6 protein-coding genes and 1 pseudogene are annotated in these 5,343 nt (G+C 62.4%); 2 read left to right on the forward strand and 5 right to left on the reverse strand.

All coding sequences use genetic code 11. The annotated features are described in order from the left end of the window. Window positions 1-1,013, reverse strand: a 1,013-nt coding sequence (uriH, locus tag AHiyo1_RS20880) for a uridine-preferring nucleoside hydrolase UriH (protein WP_059389866.1), incomplete at its 3' end; no start/stop codon positions are given. A 223-nt stretch (window positions 1,014-1,236) separates the two neighbouring features. Here uriH and AHiyo1_RS20885 point away from each other — a divergent pair. Both AHiyo1_RS20885 and AHiyo1_RS20890 read left to right on the forward strand, forming a co-directional pair. Continuing rightward, window positions 1,237-2,214 (forward strand): LacI family DNA-binding transcriptional regulator, encoded by a 978-nt coding sequence (locus tag AHiyo1_RS20885; RefSeq protein WP_113990737.1) that lies wholly within the window; start codon window positions 1,237-1,239, stop codon window positions 2,212-2,214. Between the two features lie 450 nt (window positions 2,215-2,664). Further along, complete coding sequence (locus AHiyo1_RS20890; protein WP_253257519.1) at window positions 2,665-3,075, forward strand: hypothetical protein; 411 nt, start codon at window positions 2,665-2,667, stop codon at window positions 3,073-3,075. A 241-nt stretch (window positions 3,076-3,316) separates the two neighbouring features. Here AHiyo1_RS20890 and AHiyo1_RS20895 read toward each other — a convergent pair. The 4 genes and pseudogenes from AHiyo1_RS20895 to AHiyo1_RS20910 all read right to left on the reverse strand — a co-directional run bounded on the left by AHiyo1_RS20895 (window position 3,317) and on the right by AHiyo1_RS20910 (window position 5,137). After that, window positions 3,317-3,939: pseudogene (locus AHiyo1_RS20895) on the reverse strand (LysE family transporter). A gap of 43 nt (window positions 3,940-3,982) precedes the next feature. Beyond that, a complete protein-coding gene (locus AHiyo1_RS20900; RefSeq protein WP_059389868.1) occupies window positions 3,983-4,381 on the reverse strand; it encodes a type II toxin-antitoxin system VapC family toxin in 399 nt (132 codons plus the stop codon). Further along, entirely contained in the window at window positions 4,342-4,593 is a 252-nt protein-coding gene (locus AHiyo1_RS20905) for a type II toxin-antitoxin system Phd/YefM family antitoxin (protein WP_059389870.1), read from the reverse strand. Before AHiyo1_RS20905 ends, AHiyo1_RS20900 begins: the two co-directional genes overlap by 40 nt. 82 nt (window positions 4,594-4,675) lie before the next feature. Continuing rightward, a complete protein-coding gene (locus AHiyo1_RS20910; RefSeq protein WP_059389869.1) occupies window positions 4,676-5,137 on the reverse strand; it encodes a hypothetical protein in 462 nt (153 codons plus the stop codon). Window positions 5,138-5,343 lie beyond the last annotated feature (206 nt).

Here is a 5,343-nt window from a genome sequence, read left to right on the forward strand (position 1 = left end):
ATGCCGGCGGCGGCGGGCGTGGCGGCGGTGGTGGCGGCAGCGCCGGTTGTGGGATCGCCGATGCGGACGATCGCGTCGGTGACGAGGTTCCAGAACTTCTCGTGGTCGAGGTCGACCGCGACGGAGGTGTTGCAGTCGGCCGGTGCGGGGGCGCGGAAATCGGCCACGGTCATGCCAAGGGTGAGCTTGCCCTGCAGTTCGATGTCAACGGGTACCTTGCGGGTGGTCATCACGGTGGGGTCGATGACGTAGGCCACGGCGCAGGGATCGTGCACCGGGGGATAGTCAAAGCCCTGGGCGTCCTTGTAGGTCTTGGTGAAGAACTCCATCAGTTCCATGACGAACTTGGCGGGCTTGGTGCCCACAGCGGCGATTTTCTCGACCACTTCCGGGGTGGCCAGGGCCTGGTGCGTGAGGTCCAAACCGACCATCACTACGGGCCATTTTTCGTTGAAGACGATGTGCGCGGCCTCGGGGTCGATGATGATGTTGAATTCGGCCACGGCGCTCCAGTTGCCTACGTGGTAGCCGCCGCCCATGAGGACGACTTCCTTGACGCGTTCAACGATGCGCGGCTCCTTGCGGGCGGCCATGGCGATGTTGGTGAGTCCCGCCGTGGGGACCAGGGTCACGGTGCCCGGCTCGTGCGCCATGATCGTCTCGATGATGAGGTCGACGGCGTGGCGCGGGTCCAGCTCGATGGTGGACTCGGGCTGTTCCGGGCCGTCCATACCGGTTTCGCCGTGGATGTCCGGTGCGGTTTCGATGGAGCGGACCAGCGGACGGTCGCAGCCGGCGGCAAAGGGAACACCCGTGATGCCTGCGATGGTGCCCACGGACAGGGCGTTGCGGGTGACCTTCTCGAGGGTCTGGTTGCCGACCACCGTGGTGACGGCGAGCAGTTCGATGTCCGGGTTGCCATGGGCCAGCAGCAGGGCAACGGCGTCGTCATGCCCGGGATCGCAATCCAGGATGATCTTCTTGCGTTCACGGGTCATGGTGTTGGGATCCATGTTCATCTCCACGTCATTGGGGCCTGCCGAGGCAGGGCGCTAAAGCATTCAGGGGAATTCTGGCACTGGTCCACCTGCTACGTCAAACGCTTAACGCTGATTGCGTCAAGCGCTTGATGCCTTGCGGTGTGGGAAGGGGCCGATTCCCGGCTACGATCGTTGTATGGAATCCGCGGAACCAGTGCATCGGGCCTTAGGCCGTACGCAGCGCGTCACCGCGGCGATGGTGGCCTCCCTGGCAGGGGTCTCGACTGCCACCGTGTCCCTGGTTGCCAACGGCAAAACGCAGGGCAGGGTCTCCGAGGACAACATTTCGCGGGTCCGCCAGGCCATCGCCGAGCTAGGCTACGTGGTGGATGGCATCGGCAGTTCGTTGGCCAAGGGCGTGAGCTCGATTGTGATCCTTGTGGCGCCGGACATTTCCAACCCCTTTTTCGCCAAGGTCATTGCCGGCGTCCGGGAATCGCTCGGCTCCGAGTACCAGCTGCTGCTTTCCGTGACCGACGCCGGTGAGTTCCCCCGTGCGGAGGACGTCCGGAAGCTTCTGGCCCTTCGCCCTGCCGGGCTGCTGGTGGATGCGCCCAATGCGGCCTTCCTGGATGACCTTTCCGTCGCCGGGCCGCTGGTCCTTCTCGATGCGCCCGGCCTTGAGGCCTACGCTCCGTCCGTGAACCTCGATGTCGCCCACGGCGCCCGTGAATTGGCCGCGCACCTTGCGGCCTCCGGGCACAAGCGAGTTGCCTACGTGGACAGCGTGACCGGCACCGCGACGTTCGAAGTGCGCCGGGCGGCGTTCTTGGATGAGGCACATTCCTGCGGCATTTCCGTTGCCGACGCGCACATCATCAGCACCACCATCGACGTCGGCGCTGCCGCGGCTGCCTTCGCTGCCGCCTGGCCGGACTGGCAGCGAGCCGGGGTCACCGCCGTCGTCTGCGGAACGGACACCCACGCGTACGGCGTGCTTCAGGAAGCCCGCGTGGCCGGGGTCCGGATTCCGGAGGAACTGGCGGTTGCCGGCTTCGACGACCTGCCGTATTCGGCCACGAGCAACCCGAGCCTGACCAGTGTGCACTTGCCGGCCACTCCACTGGGACTCAAGGCCGGCGAACAACTCCGGGGGCTGATGGAAGGCCGTGAACTGGACCAGCCGCAACTGACCCTCGAGAGCTCGCTGGTGGTGCGCGGCTCCACGGGGTAGGTTTCCCCATCGATTGCTCCCCACCGGCTCCCAGCCTTCGCAAGCTCAGGCCGGGGCCCTCGCCGGCGTGGGCCCCTAATTGCCGTTTTGAGGCTCCAAAACGACAATTCCGGAACAATCGATGGAGGCTGTGGATAACTTCTGCGAGGTTGGGCCGGTTTCTGTTCTGATGGGGCCATGAAAACCCCGCGTCGCCTTCCGTTGAGTCTGGAGAGCCGGCCGTTCACTATCTCCGAAGCGGTCCGCGAGGGCGTCAGCCCTGGGCGTCTTCGGCACGGCTCTCTGAAGAGACTTGGCAGGGGGATTCGTTCGGAAAGCCCGACGGCGGAGCTCCCCTTGTGCATCCGCGTGCGCCCTTTCGTCGAGGTCAATGAGCGATGCGCCGCATCCCACCTCACAGCGGCGGAACTCCTTGACCTGCCGCGACGTCGCCAGAAGGAGCCAGCGCAAATGTTCCATGTGATCCGCCCCGAGGGTGCTGCCCACCTCAACCGGCCGCACGTCGTCGTGCACCGCATGAAGCTCTATGAGGACGAGGTCACTACGGTTGACGGCGTCCCCGTCACCACTGTGGAGCGTACCTGGTTGGACATGGCCGAGATACTGACCGTGGACGAATTGGTGGTCATGGGGGACAGCTGTGTGCGGATACCGCGGGTTGAATTCGAAGGGCGGGACACGCCGCTGTGCACTCTTGGGGATCTTCAGCGAGTGATCGATCGCCATAAGGGAAAGAGAGGGCTGCGCAAAGCAAAATTAGCCATCCAACTGATCCGGATAGGCTCGGATTCGCCGCAGGAGTCATTGCTCCGCCTGGCGATCACAAGTGGTGCGGGACCTCAGCCGATCGGAACGGTATGAGGCGCTGGGTTGGACGGAGGTCCGGATCTCAAAGCGCCACATGGTGAACGATGCGAAAGCTGCGATAGCCAAGGTCCGAGGCGCGCTGGTCCAGGCCGGCTGGCGGCCTGCCCGATCTTAAAATCGATTGCTCCGTAACTGTCGTTCTGAAGGTTCAATACGACAGTTTGGGCCCACGCCGGCGAGGCCCCGGCCTGAGCTTGCGAAGGCTGGGAGCCGGCGGGGAGCAATCGATTAGTTTCTAGTGGATGACGGCGAGCAGCACGCCCACGGACATGAAAAGCACTCCGAACGTGCGGTTGAGGACTTTTTGGCCGTGCTCGTTGTGCGTGAACCGTTGGAATGAACGGGCCGCCAAGGCGAAGAAGAACCACATGACGCAGATGTCGATGAAAACGATCGTGGTGCTGAGTATCAGATACTGCGGGATCAGCGGCTGCTCGGGACGGATGAATTGGGGCATGAAGGCCAGGAAGAAAACGATCGCCTTGGGGTTGAGCAGGTTGACCCAAACGCCTCGCTGGAACATGGACCAGGCCGGCTCGTTCCGCCGGGCCTCTACTTTTTCCCTGTCCAGGTCCGGCCGGTGCAGGAATTGTCGGATGCCCATGTACACGAGATATGCCGCCCCCGTGTAGCGGATCACGTTGAAGACCACAGGCGAGCTGGAGACCAGAACACCTACCCCGAGCGCAACGATCAGGATGTGCATGATCAGTGCCGCCTGTTGGCCCAGCACTCCCCAGATGGAGCGGCGGAATCCGGAGTTGAGCGAATTGCTCATGGTGGAGATGGCGCCCGCGCCGGGAGTGAAACTGATCAGGGTGCCGGCGCTACCAGGGCCAGCCAAAGCGAAATTTGCACCAATCCAGCTTATGCCCGCAGGGCGCGCTACACGGACGAGCGGTTACCAGAGCGTCTCCACCAACGGGAAGCTATGGAATTCCTGATCGGCCGTGATAACCACCATCGATTCCACGATGGCTTGCGCAGCGATCAGCCTGTCGAACGGGTCTCGATGCTCCCAATCGAGGTGGGCGGCCGCAAGCGCATGGACACTCCGAATGGACAACTCCTCGTTGCACAGCTCGGCGACATGCCGCGCATAACCCAGAAGCAGTCCGTCCAAGCCGGGGAGCTTACCCAGCTTGTGCTTGTAGCCGATCTCGTATGCACTGGCGGATGATGCCACGAGGCGGTTGTCGAATGACTGGATTGCGCGTCTCGCCTTGGATGAGAGCTTCCGGGGTTCCGTCAGGGCCCAAATCAGGGCATGCGTATCGAGGAGATAAGGGGTGCTTCCCACAGCGTAAGTTCCTCCTCATCCATGGGCTCTAGGAAATTGTCGGGAAGTTGTCCCTTGACGAATCCAAGGCGGCGCTTGGTGGGCCGCTCAATCTTCACGAGCCGTGCGACGGGCTTGCCGGCCTTGGCGATAACCACTTCCTCGCCCCGTTCAACCATGTTGAGGAGCTCAGAAAGGCGGGTCTTTGCCTCCTGAACGTTGTACTGTGCCATGTTGACCAAGTCTAGTTGGTCAACCCATCCGACGTAAGGCTCAGTGGCACGGTGGATGCTTCTGGGCCCCAGCCGACGGCGCTCAGGCACACTTGCCAAACCTCGAATGCACCCAGTGAAGCATCGTTTCCGGGAGATCGTCGCCAAGTACATATTGGTCGAAGTAGGAGTGCGGGCCGTTGGACATGTACCCGTTTTCGTCGAGCCCAAAATGGCCGATCATGTGAAGCCCTTGCCGTGCCGCTGCCTCTGACAAGTGCTTCGCCTCCGCGAGGATTGGCTGTTCATTGAAGTAGTCGTCCTCGGCCCAAATTCCGGCGTGCGCGATCGCAAAATACGTCGAGCCCTCGATATCCAGATCTTCCAGGATGGCGTCCCGGAATGGATTCAAGCTGCCTTCAAAGGACTCCGTGACAACCCGGATGCTTTCCAGCTGCATCTCGGCGTCGAGGCCAATCACGACGAGTCTTGGGTAGAGTTTTTCATCTTGGACTATGAGCGGACGGGCAAGAATCTGGAGGTCAAAGCCTGCTTGAATGATCATGTGTTGAGGCTATTCGCGGCCGCGGCCCACAAACAGAGACCACTTTGCCTATGTGGACAACTGCCCCAGTTTGGCCGCCTTCACCAGGAGATACTGCCGCTCCTGCAGGCTCCCCGTCTTCTTCGCCGCGGCAAGAAAGCACTCCCGGGCGCCCGCAAGCTCGCCGGCCATTTCGAGCAGGTGCCCGCGAACGGCGTCGAGCCTGT

Origin of the sequence: Arthrobacter sp. Hiyo1, from assembly GCF_001263615.2 — a bacterium.
Taxonomy (GTDB): domain Bacteria; phylum Actinomycetota; class Actinomycetes; order Actinomycetales; family Micrococcaceae; genus Arthrobacter.